An 18,084-nucleotide genomic window follows, 5' to 3' on the forward strand; every position below is an offset into this window, starting at 1 on the left:
CGTGATTAAGATAAAAAGCCCTGCGGTAATCGCTTCCATTGTCTACCGCCGGCCGCGGCAACGGCCGGATAAACAACAACAAGAGGTTAACATGAACAGTCAACTATTCCTCACCACCTTTGTGCTCTACATCGTCGCCATGATCGTGTTTGGCTGGTGGGTTTCAAGACACAAACGGGGCAGCGGCGACGACTTCTTACTCGGCGGGCGAAGCGTACCGCTCTTTCTTACCGTCGGCACCACGGTTGCCACCATGGTAGGTACTGGTTCAAGTATGGGTGCTGTTGGGTTCGGTTACGCTAATGGCTGGGCTGGCGCTTTATATGGTATTGGCGGCGCGATTGGGGTTTTGCTACTCGCCGTGTGTTTTGCCCCCGTTCGTAAGCTGCGTTTTATGACCATGAGCGAGGAGCTCGCCTATTACGTCGGCGCCAACCGGCTGGTACGCAATGTGGTCGCGCTGCTTATCTATATTGCCTGTATAGGCTGGCTGGGCGCCCATATTCTTGGCGGTGGCCTTTACCTCTCTTGGATGGCGGGTATTGATCTAACGACTGCGCGTATTCTGGTTGCTCTGGGCTTCGGCATTTACTGCGTGGTCGGCGGTTATTTCGCGGTGATCTGGACGGACACTATTCAAGCGGTCGTACTGTTCGCAGGCTTTATCTTGATGGCAGTGCTGGCGCTAGTAGAGGTTGGCGGCTTCTCAGGGCTTACGGCGGGTATGGATGCGGGCGCCACGAGCTTTCTAGGCATTGGTCAGATTGGCGGACTACCCGCGCTATCGCTTGCCGCCGTTATTGCTATCGGCGTACTGGCAACGCCCTCTTTTCGTCAGCGCATCTATTCAGGTAAATCAGTGAGCTCGGTACGTCGCTCATTCTTAATTACAGGCATTCTCTACCTGGGCTTTTCAATCATTCCTGCCATTATCGGCATGGCGACTCACGCGCTTAATCCTGGACTTGAAAACAGCAACTTCGCCTTCCCTTTCCTGGCCACTGAAATCATGCCGCTTGGGCTGGGCTTACTGCTGTTGGTAGCAGGCCTCTCCGCTACCATGTCGAGTGCAAGCTCCGATGCAATTGCCGGTGTTTCCACGCTGATTCGCGATCTTTATGTGCTGGCAACGGGCCGTACGCCCTCCGCACGAAATGTCGTGCGTTTCTCACGTATTGCGCTCGTAGCAACTATTGGTCTGGCACTGCTGTTCGCACTAGCCTCGGATAATGTCATCACCTACATCACCCGCATGATCTCGACAATTCTTTCAGGACTGTTTGTGAGTGCCATGCTCGGTCGCTTCTGGCCCCGCTACAACTGGCAGGGCGCGATCGCCACGCTAATTTGCGCGTCGGTGACCTCTTTAACGATTATCGCCAATAGCGAATGGACAGCCTTTTGGGGTAACCCAAGCATTCCTGCAGTGCTGGCAGCACTGGTAGCAGGCGTGATGGTAAGTCTAGTGACACCCGCTTCCCGCGTTACCCCGGAGCAGGCATTAGCGATTCTTGACCAAGAGCGCCAGCGTATGGAGCAAGTGCCCGAGCCAACACTCACCAATGATGAAGTGCCCGCTGCATCTCGCTAATCGTTAGCCAGTCGTGCGCCCAAAAGTCCCGCTGATGAATGACCTCAGCGGGGCTTTGATATGCCGAAGGGTAAAATGGGTTATCGGGCGGTTAACTGCCGCACCGCAAGCTCTACACCACGTAACTCAGCTAGGCCACGCATGCGCCCGTAAAGCGGGTAGCCGGGTGCCGTATTGCGCTGTTGATCATCAAGAAGTTGGTGACCGTGATCTGGGCGCAGCGGTAAACGCGCTCCGCCCTCTCTTTCACGTCTGTGCTCCTCTTCAACCAGCGCTTGAATAACACCGACCATATCCACATCACCGGCCAAGTGCGGAGCCTCGTGAAACGAGAGCGTATCCGCCTCGCGCTGGGTGGCGCGCAGATGAATAAAGTGAATATGCGCAGCAAAGTGGCGAGTCATCGCCACCAAGTCGTTGTCTGCACGAACGCCGTATGAGCCCGTACAAAGCGTCAATCCATTGGCGGGACTGGGCATGCGATCGATAACCCATTGGGCATCTTCACGAGTCGAGACAATCCGGGGAAGCCCCAGCAGCGGCCGAGGCGGATCATCTGGGTGGATGGCCATACGGATGCCCACTTCTTCAGCGACCGGGATAACCGCCTGCAGAAAATAGCCAAGGTTTTCCCGCAGCCGAGCGGCATCAATATCAGCATACTCTTCCAAAACCGCGCGAAACTGCTCAAGGGTGTAGTGCTCTTCGGCACCCGGTAGCCCTGCGATCAGCGTATTGACAAGTTTGTCGCGCCCAGCGCTATCCAATGCGTCCAGATAGCGGCGTGCCAGGACTTTCTCCTCGTCGCTGTACTCCGCTTCGGCGGCTGGTCGCTGAAGCAAATAAAGATCAAAGGCGGCAAACGCCACCTGGTCAAAGCGTAGCGCCAAAGCGCCATCAGGCAGTTCGTAGGTCAGGTCGGTACGCGTCCAGTCCAACACCGGCATAAAATTGTAGCAAACGGTGTCGATACCACAGGCCGCCAGATTGCGCAGTGTCTGACAGTAAGTTGCGATCAGCGCATCCCGCTCGGGCAGCCCCTTTTTAATCGACTCATGCACCGGCACACTCTCCACCACCGACCATGTCAGGCCTGCCGCTTCGATTATTTGCTGACGCTCACGAATCGATTCAACCGGCCAAACCTGATCATTGGGCACCTCATGCAGTGCCGTGACGATACCGGTTGCGCCTGTCTGGCGAATCTCTCCCAGGCGAATCGCATCGTTTGGGCCAAACCAGCGCCAAGTATGCTCCATGGAGATCTCCTAATGTTAGTTGCGCTCAAGCGCTGCAAGCGCTCCAGCCAGTCCATCTTGGGTCAACGTCTGATAAGCGGTCAGCACAGCCTGGGCAACCTGCTTATCCGCTGCCAGCTTACTAGGCACCACGTCGTCCATGGCTAAGTAGGCTGCTACCAGAGCGCGGGGATCACTACCATGCGCTTGGTGCAGCTCCGCAAAGCGTTTGGCAAGCGGATCATCCACAGGGTAACTATTGCCGTGTAAGTCTTGGCCTGCGGTGTAGCGAATCCAGGCAGCCATCCCCAACGCTACGCAGGGAGATGATTGCCCAGCGACACTGCGCTCCAACATGCCCGAGAGCCAGCGTTGCGGGAGTTTTTGGCTACCATCCATCGCAATTTGCTGCAGGCGATGGCGTAAACTGTCATTGGCGAAGCGTGCCAGCAGCGAGTCGGCATAGGCGTCTAAATCGATGCCTTCGGGCATCTCAAGCGTGGGAGCCGCCTCTTCAAGCATATAGCGGCGTAAGGCAGCACGAAGCCCGGGATGATTGACGCCATCAAAGACCGTTTCAATACCCGCTAATGCACCCAGATAAGCCAGTAAGGAGTGGCTGCCATTGAGCATACGCAGTTTCATGGTTTCAAAGGGCGCCACATCGGCGACCATCTCCACACCTTCAACTTCCCAGCTCGGCCGCCCGAGTGAAAAGTTATCTTCGACCACCCACTGCGTAAACGCTTCGCATACCACAGCATTTGGATCAGTCACTCCCAATGCCGTTAAGCGCTCAAAGTCGGCGTCGGTCATCGCGGGCACAATACGATCCACCATGCTGCAGGGAAATGCCGCTTCATTGGCAATCCAACTGGCCAATTCTGCGTCTCGATGCTCGGCCAGTTGTACCACCGCCTGGCGTGTTCGTTTGCCGTTATCCGGCATATTGTCGCAAGACAGTACCGTAAAGGCGCCAATGCCAGCCTCGCGCCGCCGTGCTAACGCTTCCACCAATAGCCCTGGGGCGGTACGCGGTTGTTGGGGCGAGGCTATATCACCGATGATCATCGGATCATCGACTCTTAATTCACCGCTGGCAGGGTTTAGAAAATAGCCCTTCTCGGTCACCGTTAGGGTCACAATGCGCGTATCGGCAGAGGCCATTCGCGCCAGCAGTGTTTCTCGGTCTCGGCCCCAGCTATCCATACCTTCGTCCGCGCCATCACGGCCCGAGAATAGCGTCTCTTCGATCACGCCTATTTCACGCAGGGTCAGGCTGTCACTGTCAGCGTATTCGGCTACCTGATAACGGTAGTCAGCATCACGCAAGCCATCTACCAAGCCAACGCTTGAGCGTAAATTCGCGCTACATACCCCCCACTCAGCGTCGCCACTACGCTGGCGATAGCACTCTAAATACACGGCTTGGTGAGCTCGGTGGAAAGCCCCTAAGCCCAGGTGGACGATAGCGATCTGGCCACTTTTTGGCGAAGCGTCAATACGTTGCAGGGCCATCGTTAATTACTCCCCATCAGCAAGTTAGGCAACCAAAGCGAGATCGCGGGGACATAAGTTACCAGCAGCAACACGGCTAAGTTGCACAGCAAAAATGGCACGATGGCTTTTGCCACCGTCAACATAGGCAGTTTACCAATCCCTGCTACTACAAATAGACACACCCCTACTGGCGGCGTTGTAAGCCCAATCATCAGGTTTAATACCGCGATGACCGCAAAATGCACAGGGTCAACACCGACGCCAGTGGCCACACCCACTAAGGCAGGGAAAAGAATAATCAGCGCGGCAATGGTTTCCATAAAGGCGCCGACAAATAGCAGAATCAGGTTAAGGATGAGTAAAACAATTAGCGGGTTGTCGCTAATAGAGAGAATCAGTGCGGCAATCATCTGCGGGATCTGTTCGCTGGTCAGTATCCAGCCAAACAGATTGGCTAACCCCACCATCAACAGCAGCGCCGCAGAAGTTAATACCGTGTCAGATAAGATTGATGGCAGGTCTCTCCATGCCAGGCCTTTATAGACGTACATGCCCACAACCAACGCATAAAGAGAGGCAACGATAGACGCTTCCGTTGGGGTAAAGAAACCACCGATGATGCCGTAGAGAATAATCACGGTCATCAGCAACGCCCAGAAGGCTGTTTTCGCCTCACGCAGCAGTTGCAAGAAAGGCACCCGTTTCTCTTTAGGGTAGCCACGGCGGACGGCCAGAATATACACCGTGATCATCATCGCCAGGCCCATTAGCAGCCCAGGTACGGCGCCTGCCAGGAACATCCGCCCTACCGAAATACCACTTAGCGAACCGGCGATAATCATCGGCACGCTGGGAGGAATAATGGGCCCGATGGTGGATGACGCCGCGGTCACCGCAGCAGCAAATGGTTTATCGTAGCCCGAACGCGCCATACCAGGGATCATCACTGAACCAATGCTGGCAGAATCCGCCACAGCGGTGCCTGAAATACCGCCAAAAATCATCGATCCACCGACATTCGCCAGCCCCAAACCACCACGAATATGGCCTAATAACGCGTTGGCAAAGCGCACAATATGTTCCGTAATATTGCCCGCATTCATCAGGTTACCGGCCAATACAAAGCCGGGAATACACAGCAGCACAAAGGTATCGATTCCCGCGTACATACGTTGCGGCACAATCGTCAATGAAATGCCCTCCAGAAGGAGGTAAGAAAGTGACGCCAGCCCCAACGCAAATGCTATAGGCATGCCTACCAATAGCAGAACCAAGAAAACACTAAACAGGATAATGACTTCCATGCTTACGACTCCTGAAGGGAGGCAGAAGAGCGACACATTGCGATAATCCCCTCAAGGCACCCCAGCAAGCTGTAAACCAGGAGTAGCGCAAAGGTGATAACCGTTGAGAAAAAGATATACAGCATGGGTACACGCAGCGTTGGTGAGGTTTGCCAGGTACCGTTTTGCGCATACTGCCAAGCGTAAGGCAGCACTAGAAAGGCAAATAGACCAACCAACAAGCAGATCAATACCTGGAAAGCCGCTTTCATCCGTGGGCTCAGCAGATGATGAAAAAGCTCAACACTGATGTTGCGGTTTTGGCGTAGCACCACCCCGGCAGATAACGCCACCATATATACGAACAAATAGCGCGAAAGCTCTTCCGTCCAGGCAATCGAAAACGGTAAAAACAGCCGCGAACATATTTGCAGCAGTACCGTGGCAGCAATGGCAATCAGCGCCATGACAGCCAAGGTTAAAAAGCACTTATCCACCCAGCCGATCACACGCCCAATGGGGCCTTTAAACTTAGGCACCGCCGACATTGAATCCAGACTCTCCAACGCTTGTTGTTCAAGCGCTTTGTGATCCGAGTTCATAACCATATCCTCAGGGGCAAGCCGCTATTGCAGTAGAAACTGGGCTGGCGTGCTACCCGCCCAGTTTCATTAGTCATTCACTACAAAATCTCTACGAGCGGCTTTATAAGTCTTGGATAGCGTCAAAGATTTCACGCTGCTCTGGGGTTAATGCGTCAAGTACGGCGGGGCGAGCTTTCTCAGCAAAGGCATCAACATCGACCTCGATAAGCTCCATGCCGCGATCTTGTAATGCTTGTTCAAGGCGTGCTTGATCCTCAGTAAACAGTTCAGCTTCATACGCTTGCATGGCCTGCGCAGCATCGCGAACCACTTGCTGTAGATCTTCGGGCATACTCTCCAACTGGTTGCGGCCAATCACTACATAGATCCAGCTGCGCACATGGCCGGTCATGTTGACGTAGTCCTGCACCTCATTGAAGCTGGCGCTTTCAATCAGGCTAAGCGGATTTTCTTGGCCTTCCAGGGTATTTTGCTGAAGCGCGGTGAACACTTCGCTGAACGCCATTGGCGTAGGGCGTGCGCCCATTGCTTGCCATGTATCAACAAACAGCGGCACGTTAGGTACGCGAAGGCGTAACCCATCAAGCTCGTCTGGATGGCGGATGGGGCGATTGGAGGTCAACTCGCGGGGGCCACGCTCAAACCACGCCAGAGGGACTAAGTTAGTACGCTCAGTGATTTGCGCTTCAATCTCAGCACCAATATCGCCGCTAACAGCGGCATGGAGATGCTCGGAATCTCTAAAGGCGTACGGTACTGCCATCATGGCGGCTTTGGGCGCCCAGTTCTGTAAGCTCTCCCCCGTAATAGTCATATCCGCCGTGCCCAACTGGATGCTATTAATCACGTCCATTTCGTTACCCAACTGCTCGCTGGGATAAAGACGCACCTCAATCTGCCCATCTGAGTTAGCTTCAACTTCCTGTTTAAACTTTTCGGCAGCTTGGTGCCAAATGTTCTGCTCATTGGCCAAATGACCAAATCGCAGAGTGAAATCTGCCGCCAATAAAGAATGGCTGCCTAGTATGGCGGCCCCCAGAACAGCGCTGGTAATCAGTTTTTTGATCATTGTCTTTCTCCTGCACACGAGTGTTGTTAGTTGTTAATTGCAGCGGTTAACTACGCGTGGGTTGGCATGCGTTGGCGTAGCGCCCCCTTCAAGCGCTGATTTCAATCAGCACCTTACGGGCCTCTTCTGGTCGGTGATCAAGCATATCGATAGCACTAGGCATGTCGTTTAGCGGCAACCGATGGCTGACAAGCGCCAACGGATCCAGCTGCCCGCTTGCCATTAGCTCAAGCACCTCCGGAAACTTACGGTTGTTAAGGCGCGACCCCACTAGGGTCAGCTCTTTCTTAATCACTTCTAGCTGCACAAGGTCGCTGGGCTGAGCGCTAAAGCCCAGCAAACCAATGCGCCCTGCCGGCGATGCTAGGTGCAGCATTTGTGGCAACAACGCAGGCACGCAGGCCGCATCGGCAATCAGTGGCACACCTTCGCCCTGGGTGAGCGCGAGTACTTCTTGTTCAACATCTTGCTCTCGGCTATTTAATACCTGTGTCGCCCCAAGCTGCTTCGCGACAGCTAATCGCTCGTTGATAACGTCCGTGACGATGACCTCTTCAATCCCCTTGGCCAGAGCCATCTGCAGAATCGTCATACCAATCACACCTGCGCCCAAAATCATCAGCCGATCACCGGGGTGTGGCTGCATCCGATCAAGCACATTGGCCGCAATGGTGTAAGGCTCAACTAAGGCTGCAGCGTCTAGCCCGATATGGTCAGGCAGGTGGTGCAAATTAGCGGCAGGCACGGCGACAAACTCTTCAAACCCGCCATCGCGATGCACACCGATCACTTCCAGCGAACTGCACACATTGGGACGGCCAATACGGCAGGGGTAGCACTCACCGCAGCTGATAACGGGGTCAATGCACACCCGATCCCCGACGGCGACATCAGCCACGCCTTCCCCCACCGCTTCCACGACACCGGCGAACTCGTGGCCAGTAATGCGCGGAAAGCGCACAAAGGCGTTGTCGCCATGGATAATGTGCATATCCGAACCGCAGATGCCAGCAAATGCTACGCGTACCAGCGCTTCACCAGCGGCCACCTTGGGCGGCTCAACGTCCTCAACCTGATAGTCATGGGGCGCCTTTACCTGAAATGCTTTCATTTAGATGGACTCCTTCACCAGTGCCACAAGGTGCCGTCTTCTAGCCGGTTCACCGGTAGGCTGGCGCGCTTATAGGGGTATTGCTTGGCTAACTGCTCATCGATATCAACACCATGCCCCGGCTTTTCACCGACGATGAAATGACCATCCTCAAAGCGATAATCGTGGGGAAAAACCTCGTCAGTAGCGCTGGTATGCGGCATATATTCCTGAATGCCAAAATTAGGCACCCAAGTATCAAAATGAATCGCAGCGCCCAGGCAGACAGGCGAAAGATCCGTTGGCCCGTGGAAACCAGTTCGCACGTGGTAAAGGCCTGCCAAATCGGCGATACGGCGCACATGGGTAATACCACCAGCATGGGTTAAGGTGGCGCGGATATAGTCGATCCACTGGTTTTCAATCAGTGCTTTAGCATCAAACAGGCTATTAAAGACTTCGCCCACCGCCAGCGGCGTGGTGGTGTGTTGACGAATAAGCCCAAACGCTTCCTGATTCTCAGCCGGTACGCAGTCTTCAAGCCAGAATAGGTGGTAGGGCTCAACCTCCTTGCCTAAACGCGCGGCTTCGATGGGCGTCAGACGGTGATGAACATCGTGGAGTACATGCAAATCGTCGCCGAAACGCTCACGCACAGCGGCAAATAGCTTAGGCACATGATTTAGGTATTTACTGGTACTCCAGACATGCTCGGCGGGCAAATCAGAGTCGGCTGGCTCGTAAGGCTCGCCATCTTTTTTGGCAACGCCATAAATGCTGGCAATACCGGGCACGCCGGCCTGCACGCGTACCGCTTTGTAGCCCTCATCCACATGGCGGGCGACCTCTTCCAGGCACGCTTCAATATCACGCCCCGTTGCATGGCCATATACCATCACCCGGTCACGGCTCTTGCCTCCAAGCAATTGATACAGAGGCATGCCCGCGAGCTTTGCTTTAATGTCCCACAGCGCCATATCCACAGCGGCAATCGCACTCATGGTGACCGGCCCACGCCGCCAGTAAGCACCGCGATAAAGGTAGTGCCAGATATCTTCAATGCGCTGAGGGTCTCGCCCAATTAGCATCGGAATGACATGCTCTTCCAGATAAGCCACCACGGCCATTTCACGGCCATTGAGCGTGGCATCACCAATGCCATACTCGCCATGATCGGTGACAATTTTCAGTGTGACAAAGTTGCGGCCGGGCGATGTCACGATGGTATAAGCGTGCTCAATCTTCATTGCGTCAGCTCCTGCTTCAGCACGGGGGAGTCTTGTTCTTCAAACGCTGCTTGTTCTTCAAACATGGCGGGGAAACGGCGAATCAAATCAGGCATCGAGACCAAAATTTCGCGTAAATGAAGTGACATCGCCTGCTCTGCTTGGGATATATCTCGTGCTTCAATGGCGGCAATAATGTTGGCGTGCTGATTCACAAGCCGTTCCAGCGGGGTGCTATGCGGCACGCTGAGGTAGCGTACTCGGTCAAGCTGAGCACGCACTTCTTCAATGACTTTCCAAGCCGCATACTGCTGAACACCCAGTGACAGCGTTCGGTGGAATTCTTCATCAAGGCGATAAAAGCGATCGTTATCATTAGGTTCAATACAACGACGCTGACGTGCTAACAAATCATGCAGCTCCACCAGTATGGCTGGCTCAAGCCCTTTTTCAGCAGCTAGCTTTACGACCGCGACTTCCACCGCCTCGCGCACAAAGCGCGCTTCAAGCACCGCCCGTTGAGAGATCTTTACGACGTAAGTACCACGCTGAGGTTTTACCTCCACCAACCCTGCCTCAGAGAGCCGTATAAAGGCTTCCCGCACTGGCTGGCGGCTGACCGAAAAAGTGTCAGCAATTTCCTTTTCAGATAGCGCCTGACCTGGTGCCAGTACCATTTGAATAACCGACTGGCGTAGTACTTGATAAAGGCGCTGCCGAACGGGATCGCTTTCGCGAGTCTCCCCCCAGAGTGCTTGAAGCGTATTCATAATGAGCCTCCCAATTCGATGACCGCTATACTGCCCTCATCTGATACAACTAGTATGGTAGTATGGCGAAGTAAGCGAAAGCTTCATTTGTTTATACTTTGGTTGCAGAAGTAGTCAGCCCCAGCCTTAGATCGCCAACAGGTATTGAAATATCAACCACTTGTATGGCTTGAAAAAGAAACTAGCCAACCTAGTTCCTGATTCAAAATAAACACCAACAGCCGAGGAGACGTGCGAAGAAGGCCTAAAAGAAAGGAATCGACGACGAAACAGATGGATAAAACGCGCGTACTAATCAACTTTTAACGCCACTTGGGCGATTCCAAAGAGCATCTAGCAGCGCGGGTTCAACACTGTTTTGGATTTAGCGGGGGATTAGGTAAGCCCAAGTAGGGCTTCTGCCAACTTAACGTCATCGTAACGGTCTATATCAGCATCAGCGTTATCGGCGGCAAGATCCGTATCGATAATTTGAATGCCCATCTGCTTGCTGATGATTTCCATCTGCTCAGTTGAAACACTCAGCAACTGTGAATCAAACAGCAGAAAGTCTATTAAGGGCCGTTCTGGCGACCTCGTTTGAGGTTTGAATGACATAGACTTGAATGGCACTGGTTTGAATGACAAGTGGTGATTGAGCATTCTGATCTGGTCAACCAACGTCATACCAAACGTTTCAAGATCGGTTCCCAAGCTAGGCACATACACCCTCGGCGCTGGATTTTTAGCCAATGCTTTGGTCACGCCTTTGGGAAGTAAATTGGCAATAATACTGCTGTAAAGACTACCCGGTGGAAAAACCAGCAGCTCAGCAGAATCGATGAGTAAGCGAGTTTCTTTACAAACTTTAGAGGCATCCAAAGTATCGATATCGTCCGCTTCCCCCGATAGTTTTATCGATTTAATGGGTGAATCAATTTTTGCTGTTTCTTTGCCGGTAAAGCAATGCTGCCCGATAATTTTCTGGCCATTCTCTAACAACACCTCTAGCTGAAGGTCAGCGTCAGTTGTTGTGCGAACAGTGCCGCGTGTTTTGATGAGCTGGCCAAATAGAAAAGCAATCGGGTCCAGTGAGCGATTGTGAATCAGGTAGCCACCGGTCAAGATCAAGTTCCCCACGCTGGCTCCAGCGAGGTCAAAATCCTGTGGCATGTGTTTATAAAACGCAGTGATATAACTCTGAATCAGCGACCGCATGGGCTCTCCAATCGCCCTAAGCAGTGGATGCTTGGCGCTCACCAGTGCTTGTAGGCTTTGCTCCAGCACGGCTTTCTCTGCGCTTTCTTTCAGCTCATTAGCCGTTAGGCGATGCGAAAACAGTGCAGCAACGTCAGGATGCCCAGTCACCGAATCGTCAGCCAATGAAAGTAACCGAGCTCGCAAGTCTCCAACGGCAGGCATCGCAAAAGCTCGACGCAATTCGGCGGAGCTCCCACCAGAGTCAAAAGGGGTCACAAGATGAATCGAATTATGCGTGTAGTCTGTAAGTACCTCAGAGAAGCGCCTGAGTGCCGAACCACCACTGAAGAAAAGTATTTTTGGCCCTAGTTCCGGCGTTTTACGGTATCTGGCAAGACGCAAATCCTGTCCCTGAGAAAGTCCTCGCGGCATATTAACATGTGCACAAATGAAGCGATTTTTTTTCATACAACCCTTTGAATTGTAACTAAAACGTAACATCAAAAATGGCACAGTTACTTATAGTGATCCCCCTTGATTGACACTTTTCACGGTGAGGCCGTCTATCAACGCATCAATTCTAGAGCATTTTTATTTTCTACGATTCGAAGTCGAAAATCACTTCGAGTTAGTTGAAGTTTATGTGACTCAGCCAAGTGGCTCTACTGCACGACGTTTAATTAATCGCCAGGGTTACCGGAGCACGCTACTGGAGAAAGTTGAACTTTCCGTCGCGATTGATGTGCATCGACGTAAAGTCGACGGTGCAGGTTTTCAACAATCCAAGTCGCTTGAGCGCTTGGCAAGATTGCTTGACCAACTGGGGCAGGCCTGTCTGGAATTTACCGCGATCAATGCTCTGAAACAGCTCCCAGACAAGTCACGTAAAGAGTACGCCAAGCTAATTCGATCGATAGGTAAATCATTGAAGCTGGTGATGATTAATGTCGATGATGCAAACACTCGGCAAGGCCTGAAAGTGGGTCACCGAATTCCCAAAATAACCGCCCGTTTAACCGCTGCTTTCGAGCCTGGCACTTCAAGCATGCGTAACAACGCCGTGGTGGATTTTCAACTTCATCGCATGATTCGCCTACTTTCGGAGCTTGCCGACGCCCTACTCTCCGCCAACTTTGGCCCCGCCGTACGTTTACAAAATTACAAGCAGCTGCAAAACGCCGCTCACGTGATGACCGCCCAGAGCGACGATTTTACCGTTGAGCGGCTGGCGCTTACCCGCAGTGGCAGCACCATCGCCACCCTTAAAGCAGAGCACGCCTCCTCTGGCGAAATGATGGCAGTCTACAAAGAGGGGGAAAGCCAGAAAGTAATTGAAGAGCTTTATGGAGTAGATCAATGGAAGCGAATCTACCCCAAGGTGGCGCCCACGGTGCTCTCGCATCATGTCGAGCAGGGAGATGAGCTGGGTTCGATGGTGATCGAACATCTCCCCGGCCGTACGCTTGAATCACTGCTGTTAAACGGCCAGTGGAAATCAACCAAGCAACTTATCCGCACACTCCAGCGGACGTTGAGAAAAATCTGGAAGACGTCACGTACCAACGAGTCTGCTCAGCCCGAGTATATGCAGCAGTTGCGTAAACGGATGCCAGCAACCCGCCACACTCACCCCAACCTGCTTAGTACGGGCCAGCTAATTTGTGGACTTTCTCGGCCAAGCTTTGACCAATTAATTGATCACGTTGAAAACCTTGAGCAGCACATCCGGGCACCGTTCTCAGTTCTGATCCACGGTGACTTCAACGTCGACAACATTATTTATGACGAATTCAAAGACCGTATCTATTTTATCGATCTGCACCGAGCCTCGTACTCTGACTATGTTCAGGACTTATCAGTACTCATGGCATCCATTTACCGGCTGCCCATTATGGATGTTTCTCCACGGGCCGAGTTAATGGCATTGATTCGACAGCTATATCAATTTGCGTGGCGATTTGCCAAAGACAATCACGATACAAGCTTTGATGCGCGTCTAGCCATTGCGTTAGGGCGCTCCTTTGCGACATCCACGCGCTTTATATATGACAAAAGCTTTGCCAATCGACTCGCGCTAAGAGCTAGCTACCTGCTAGAAGCAATCACACTTTTGAACCCTACAGAACTTGAGAACTACAGGTTTCCCCTAGAGGACATTTTTAATGACTAAAAAGCGGATTGCAGTTATCGGGATACCTGGCAAGTGGTCAACCGAAGTTCTTGCAAATCACTTGGAAAAGCAGACCGGCTTCCGCTGCATCGTCGATATGTCTGAAGTAGTGCTAGAGCTAGAGACAGGCAAGCTGCGCTATCGAGACATTGTTCTCAACGAGCTTGATGGGGTGATCATCAAAAAAATAAGCGAAACGTACTCCCCTGCTGCAGACGATCGTTTACGGATGCTTAACAGCCTTGAAGCGGATGGTGTGCGCTGCTTCAGTAGCCCAAGCGAGGTAATGCGTTTGATTAATCGTCTTGAGGGCACTGCCGCATTGGCCGCAGGTGGCATTGCTCTGCCATCAACACGTGTTACAGAAAGTACTGAGGCTGCATTAAAGGCCATCAAGTCGTTCGGTACAGCAATCCTAAAACCACTCTACTCGACCAAAGCCCGAGGCATGGTGGTGTTAAAAGCGTCCGACGGCGTCGCGACCAACACACAAAAGTTGAATAAGTTTAAGTCTAAACATGGACTTTTTTATCTACAGAAATTCGTAAACTTAGGTGGCCAGGATTTAGGCATGGTCTTTCTGGGCGGCCAGTATTTATGCACTTATGCCCGTGTTGCCAGTGGCGATGCATGGAACACAACGATACATAGTGGTGGAAAGTATCAAGCCTACGAGCCAAGCCAGGAGCTGATTGAGCTTGGCCAAAAAGCCCAGTCATGCTTCACACTAAGCTTTACCACCGTAGATATTGCATTGACCGATGAGGGCCCTGTGGTATTTGAGGTTTCGGCCTTTGGCGGATTTAGCGGCGCGTTAAAAGGCTGCGGCATCGATGCCAGCGAAAAGTTATGTGATTATGTCCTTAACCAACTTGAAGTAGAGGCCAGCGAATGACCCATCTGTTTGATGAGAAGCAAATAATGCTGGCTAAGGCTGCTTGTCTCTACGAGCTACCGTTGGTATTCCACGGGCTGACACTGCGTGTGCTGGCTGATAACCCAGCTATTTTGGACTATCTTAAGCAGTACTACGCCAGCCTGACGGCAAGTACCTTTCCTCACACGCTCTCCCCTCACACGTCCCCTCCTCACGCTGAACAGCGGATATTCCTGCTCGATAGGCAGTTTGATACCAGCGGGATCGATTGGATGCCCGTTAAACGCAACAAAAGCAGCTCTCTTGGCCTAAAAGAAGCCTATGTAGATACACCGAAAGGACGCTGGATACATAAAGTTCGTACGGGAATGGTGCTATTTCAGTCGTTAACCGACCCAGTTGCGACTGGCGATTTAACCCAACATCGATCTCAAGTAGTCAATTTTATCAACAACCAGTTTCTTAATTACCATCAGCGTGACGGCTACCTATTGGGCCACGCATCAGCCTTTGACATTAATGGCAGTACCACCGCCATTGCCGCGAGTTCAGGTGGCGGTAAATCGACATTAATGCTGAAGGCGCTAGAGAATGAAAAAGCGTGCTTTCTCTCTAATGATCGGATTTTGTTTAAGCCACAAGAGGGTCAGGTTAATGTTATCGGTGTCGCCAAACACCCGCGCGTTAACCCAGGCACGCTGCTTAACTCTGAACGCTTGGTTGCAATGCTTACCAGCGAGGAGTGCGCTAAGCTGGATCGCATGCCGAAAAGTCAGCTGTGGGATCTTGAGCAAAAATATGATGTGTTGATCCCCAACGCCTACGGCGAGAACAAAACTGCTATTTCCGGAAAGCTACGTAACCTGATACTCCTTGACTGGTCTTTAAGCTCTATGGAACCCACACGTTTGAGCAGTGTGGAGAGCGATAAAACGCCGGAGGCACTTGAGGGTTTACGCAAAAGCCCTGGGGCATTTTTTCAGCAGGCGGATGGCCGTTTCCCTCCCGAACAGACTCAATCTGTCGAGACCTATGCCGATAACTTACGGGGCGTTCAGGTACTGCGCCTTACCGGCAGCATAGACTTTGAGCGTGCCATTGAACTGCTGCAAGCCAAAGGCATTCTCTGATGGTGGCACTGGCTCTAATCAGGCATGGTGAGTACGCACAACGGGCGGACACACCTAGCGCTCTACAGCCTTACCCGCTGACCGATAAAGGGGCAGCAGAGGTTAGACAGCAAGCTCGGCAATTCGGCGAGTGGCTATCTACGTCAGGCTACCAACTGAATAGCGAAATACACTCCTCGACACTGTTAAGAGCCTGGCAAACAGCTGAGATCTACCGCGAAGAGCTAGCAACACTCTTTACAGATCCCCCATATTCACGCTGCTTCTCAGCCCTTTGTGAGCGCAGTGTTGGAGCGCTAGCCAACCTCAGTGTTAAGGAAATAGAAAGGATTGTTGCCCAGGATCCTCGCCTAACGCCCTTACCAGAAGGCTGGAAATCAGCCAGCCACTTCAAGCTGCCTTTCGAAGGTGCTGAGTCTCTGATCGAGGCAGGCGAACGAGTCGCGGCGCACTTAACGGCACTTTTAAAGACACCATTACGATGCGCAACGGATAACCGACTACAGCTGGTTGTTGGCCATGGCGCATCCATACGTCACGCTAGCTATCATTTAAATGTCATACACTTCAGCGATATTAAGCGGTTAAGTATGTTTTACGGGCACCCCGTCGTTTTTGAGCAACAGGCGGAAGGCTGGAACCGATTGTACGGAAACTGGAAGCACCGGCACTTGGCAGACCCAATCGATTAAAAGGTGGCAACTTATAAGATGGCGACGATAACCGCGTTGGACTTTATGCCAAAGATAAGCAAGCAACCGTATCATGATGCTATCTTGGCGCGCCTGCCGACAGATTGGGTCCCCTGGCCTAATGATCAAAGCTCGGTCAACCATGATGACGCATTGAGCACCTTTCTAAAGCGCTCACGGAAAAGCTGCTTTGCCTGGCCCAAGCAGCCTGTCGTATTTATCTCCGACCCTCACGCCGATGCCGAGGCTTTTGAGGCCTCATTAATTGCCGCAGGGGTGATTGAGCGGGATGGACCGCACCCGTGTGAATACGAGCTGACTAAGTTCGGTACAAAAGCGGAAATTGTGGTGGGTGGAGACTGCCTGGACAAAGGGCCGAGCAACCTGACGATGCTACGCAGTTTAGCTCACTTATACCGCCTCAACGCGGGCATCACCCTGCTTGCCGGCAACCATGATTTACGCTTGCTCATGGGGCTACTATCCCTGAAACGCGAGACAGATGCCGGAAGCCAGCATCTCTTTGTTCGCATGGGCAAGAAAGTGGTTCCACTGTTCAAAGAAGTCTTCGACCAGTACTTAGCCGATACTCAATGGGACAGAGAGATACCTTCTGAGGCTGCATGCCGTAAAGCCCTATTCCCAAGCGAGGCATGGTTCGAGAACTTCCCTTTCTATGCCGCAGGTTTTCTTACCCCTGAAGGCATTGATCGTGAAATTAGCAAGATGGAGAGTAAAGCTCAGAGTTTCGAGGCACATTGCGCAAAAGCCGATCTATCACTCCAGCAAGTCTACGCAGCTGCCATGAAATGCCGCTCACTGTTCCTAAAACAATCAGGCGAGTTTGGCTGGTTTTTTCGCCGGATGCAGCTCGTAAAGAAGCGAGGCTCATTTCTGTTCCTGCATGCTGGTCTTGACGATAAGATGGCCGAACTACTCGCTAATCATGGCGTAAAACATGCCAACCAAGCCTTCAAAAAAAACCTGTTGAGCCAAAATTTATTCAGCTTTTATTATGGCTCACTCGCCAATACCTTCAGAACGAAATATCGCAAAGTCGACCTCCCCCTTACTCCGTACGGTGCCAGCGTTGCTCGCCGAGCGGGTATTCAAGTACTCGTTCACGGCCATATCAACCAACACTTTGGGCAACGCGTAACGCTTAAAAACGGCCTCATCCATATCGAAGCCGATATCACACTGGATGCTCACTCCAGAAAAAATGAAGGGCTAGATGGCCAGGGCGTCGGTGTGACACTCATTGATAAAAAACGTGGTGTTATCGGCCTTAGCTGCGATTACCCTCAGGCAAAAGTGTTCAAACCCAACCACAAAGGCAAACTGGCGGGAGCGAACTAAATGAAGTCAAAAACTAAGTTCAGCCACGACTCACTACTGGATCGTCAGTCAACCCAAGCGCTTTTGGTCGCTCTGGCAAATGCCATCAAAGAAGGCGAATTAGCCTTTCAGGAAAGTGGCGATGACCTAGTGCTTTCACCTCAACAGCTATTGCAAGTTTCCCTGCGGGCAAGCGATGAAGGCGATAAACAGGAAGTGGAAGTGAAGATTAAATGGCGTACCAAAGAGAAAAAAATTTCCGATACACCACCAAAAATCAAAACCAGCGCCGGAAAACGGTGAGCTCATCAGCTATGCCCGCTAGG

At 52.2% G+C, this 18,084-nt stretch carries 16 protein-coding genes; 7 read left to right on the forward strand and 9 right to left on the reverse strand.

The window, feature by feature from the left end; genetic code table 11:
* The first annotated feature begins 91 nt into the window (after window positions 1-91).
* Window positions 92-1,591 carry a sodium:solute symporter family protein gene (locus tag IR195_RS13140; protein WP_206047762.1) on the forward strand — a complete coding sequence of 500 codons (1,500 nt, stop codon included), beginning with the start codon at window positions 92-94 and terminating at the stop codon, window positions 1,589-1,591.
* Window positions 1,592-1,671: 80 nt separating this feature from the next.
* Here the strand turns inward: IR195_RS13140 and uxuA are convergent, their stop codons facing one another.
* The 9 genes from uxuA to IR195_RS13185 all read right to left on the reverse strand — a co-directional run bounded on the left by uxuA (window position 1,672) and on the right by IR195_RS13185 (window position 12,019).
* The gene (uxuA, locus tag IR195_RS13145) at window positions 1,672-2,850 is read right to left on the reverse strand and encodes a mannonate dehydratase (RefSeq protein WP_206047763.1); all 1,179 of its coding nucleotides are present in this window, start codon (window positions 2,848-2,850) and stop codon (window positions 1,672-1,674) included.
* A gap of 15 nt (window positions 2,851-2,865) precedes the next feature.
* The gene (locus IR195_RS13150; RefSeq protein WP_206047764.1) at window positions 2,866-4,347 is read right to left on the reverse strand and encodes a mannitol dehydrogenase family protein; all 1,482 of its coding nucleotides are present in this window, start codon (window positions 4,345-4,347) and stop codon (window positions 2,866-2,868) included.
* Between the two features lie 2 nt (window positions 4,348-4,349).
* The gene (locus IR195_RS13155; protein WP_083006025.1) at window positions 4,350-5,633 is read right to left on the reverse strand and encodes a TRAP transporter large permease; all 1,284 of its coding nucleotides are present in this window, start codon (window positions 5,631-5,633) and stop codon (window positions 4,350-4,352) included.
* A gap of 2 nt (window positions 5,634-5,635) precedes the next feature.
* Window positions 5,636-6,214: a TRAP transporter small permease gene (locus tag IR195_RS13160; protein WP_206047765.1), complete on the reverse strand. Its 579-nt coding sequence runs from the start codon at window positions 6,212-6,214 to the stop codon at window positions 5,636-5,638.
* A 103-nt stretch (window positions 6,215-6,317) separates the two neighbouring features.
* Window positions 6,318-7,286: a TRAP transporter substrate-binding protein gene (locus IR195_RS13165; protein ID WP_206047766.1), complete on the reverse strand. Its 969-nt coding sequence runs from the start codon at window positions 7,284-7,286 to the stop codon at window positions 6,318-6,320.
* An 88-nt stretch (window positions 7,287-7,374) separates the two neighbouring features.
* Window positions 7,375-8,397: a Zn-dependent oxidoreductase gene (locus IR195_RS13170; RefSeq protein WP_206047767.1), complete on the reverse strand. Its 1,023-nt coding sequence runs from the start codon at window positions 8,395-8,397 to the stop codon at window positions 7,375-7,377.
* Between the two features lie 14 nt (window positions 8,398-8,411).
* Window positions 8,412-9,623 carry a D-mannonate dehydratase ManD gene (gene manD, locus IR195_RS13175; protein WP_206047768.1) on the reverse strand — a complete coding sequence of 404 codons (1,212 nt, stop codon included), beginning with the start codon at window positions 9,621-9,623 and terminating at the stop codon, window positions 8,412-8,414.
* Window positions 9,620-10,372, reverse strand: a complete 753-nt coding sequence (locus IR195_RS13180) for a GntR family transcriptional regulator (protein WP_206047769.1) — start codon at window positions 10,370-10,372, stop codon at window positions 9,620-9,622. Before IR195_RS13180 ends, manD begins: the two co-directional genes overlap by 4 nt.
* A gap of 375 nt (window positions 10,373-10,747) precedes the next feature.
* Window positions 10,748-12,019 (reverse strand): GAK system CofD-like protein, encoded by a 1,272-nt coding sequence (locus IR195_RS13185; protein ID WP_241006720.1) that lies wholly within the window; start codon window positions 12,017-12,019, stop codon window positions 10,748-10,750.
* A 175-nt stretch (window positions 12,020-12,194) separates the two neighbouring features.
* Between IR195_RS13185 and IR195_RS13190 the strand changes: the two genes are divergently transcribed.
* From IR195_RS13190 to IR195_RS13215, 6 genes are read left to right on the forward strand one after another with little or no spacing between them, the layout of a single operon-like run.
* On the forward strand, window positions 12,195-13,721 hold the full coding sequence (locus tag IR195_RS13190) for an aminoglycoside phosphotransferase family protein (protein WP_206047770.1): 1,527 nt from the start codon (window positions 12,195-12,197) through the stop codon (window positions 13,719-13,721).
* Entirely contained in the window at window positions 13,714-14,616 is a 903-nt protein-coding gene (locus IR195_RS13195; RefSeq protein ID WP_206047771.1) for a GAK system ATP-grasp enzyme, read from the forward strand. Before IR195_RS13190 ends, IR195_RS13195 begins: the two co-directional genes overlap by 8 nt.
* Window positions 14,613-15,728 (forward strand): HprK-related kinase B, encoded by a 1,116-nt coding sequence (locus tag IR195_RS13200; RefSeq protein ID WP_206047772.1) that lies wholly within the window; start codon window positions 14,613-14,615, stop codon window positions 15,726-15,728. The genes IR195_RS13195 and IR195_RS13200 overlap by 4 nt, the downstream gene beginning before the upstream one ends.
* Window positions 15,728-16,420 (forward strand): histidine phosphatase family protein, encoded by a 693-nt coding sequence (locus IR195_RS13205; protein WP_206047773.1) that lies wholly within the window; start codon window positions 15,728-15,730, stop codon window positions 16,418-16,420. Before IR195_RS13200 ends, IR195_RS13205 begins: the two co-directional genes overlap by 1 nt.
* Window positions 16,421-16,438: 18 nt before the next feature.
* Window positions 16,439-17,779, forward strand: coding sequence for a metallophosphoesterase (locus tag IR195_RS13210; protein WP_206047774.1), 1,341 nt, complete (start codon window positions 16,439-16,441; stop codon window positions 17,777-17,779).
* A complete protein-coding gene (locus tag IR195_RS13215) occupies window positions 17,780-18,061 on the forward strand; it encodes an amphi-Trp domain-containing protein (RefSeq protein WP_125749407.1) in 282 nt (93 codons plus the stop codon). It begins immediately after the preceding gene.
* Window positions 18,062-18,084: the final 23 nt, after the last annotated feature.

This window comes from Vreelandella venusta (assembly GCF_015689495.1).
GTDB classification, from domain to species: domain Bacteria; phylum Pseudomonadota; class Gammaproteobacteria; order Pseudomonadales; family Halomonadaceae; genus Vreelandella; species Vreelandella venusta.